This window comes from Pseudomonas sp. SIMBA_041 (genome assembly GCF_046535095.1).
Classification (GTDB): Bacteria; Pseudomonadota; Gammaproteobacteria; order Pseudomonadales; family Pseudomonadaceae; genus Aquipseudomonas; species Aquipseudomonas mucoides.
In genome coordinates, this window is the sequence record NZ_JAWRXJ010000611.1 from 1 (window position 1) to 254 (window position 254).

Consider the following 254-nt stretch of genomic DNA (forward strand, 5'->3'; position numbering starts at 1 on the left):
TCATCAACGCCTGCATCGAGGGCATCGACCATCGCGGCGCTATCCCACGAACGGCCAATCATCATTACGGGTACGTCAGTACGGAAATGACAGGCGCGCCACTTGAGCGTCGCTATAGCGGAAATCTGGCTCTGCGTAGCATCGAAGATCACAAGCGCCGCCGAATCACGCTGAAGGAAGCGGATCATCGCGAGCTCGTTGGTGAAGCGCGTGCAGGAAGTGCCGTTCTGTTCGAATGCTTGACCGATCTGGTT

1 protein-coding gene is annotated in these 254 nt (G+C 57.1%); it reads right to left on the reverse strand.

Going from position 1 to position 254, the window contains the following annotated elements:
- A partial coding sequence (locus tag SB725_RS32560) for a hypothetical protein (RefSeq protein WP_410923620.1) occupies positions 1–254 on the reverse strand: 254 nt, incomplete at both ends.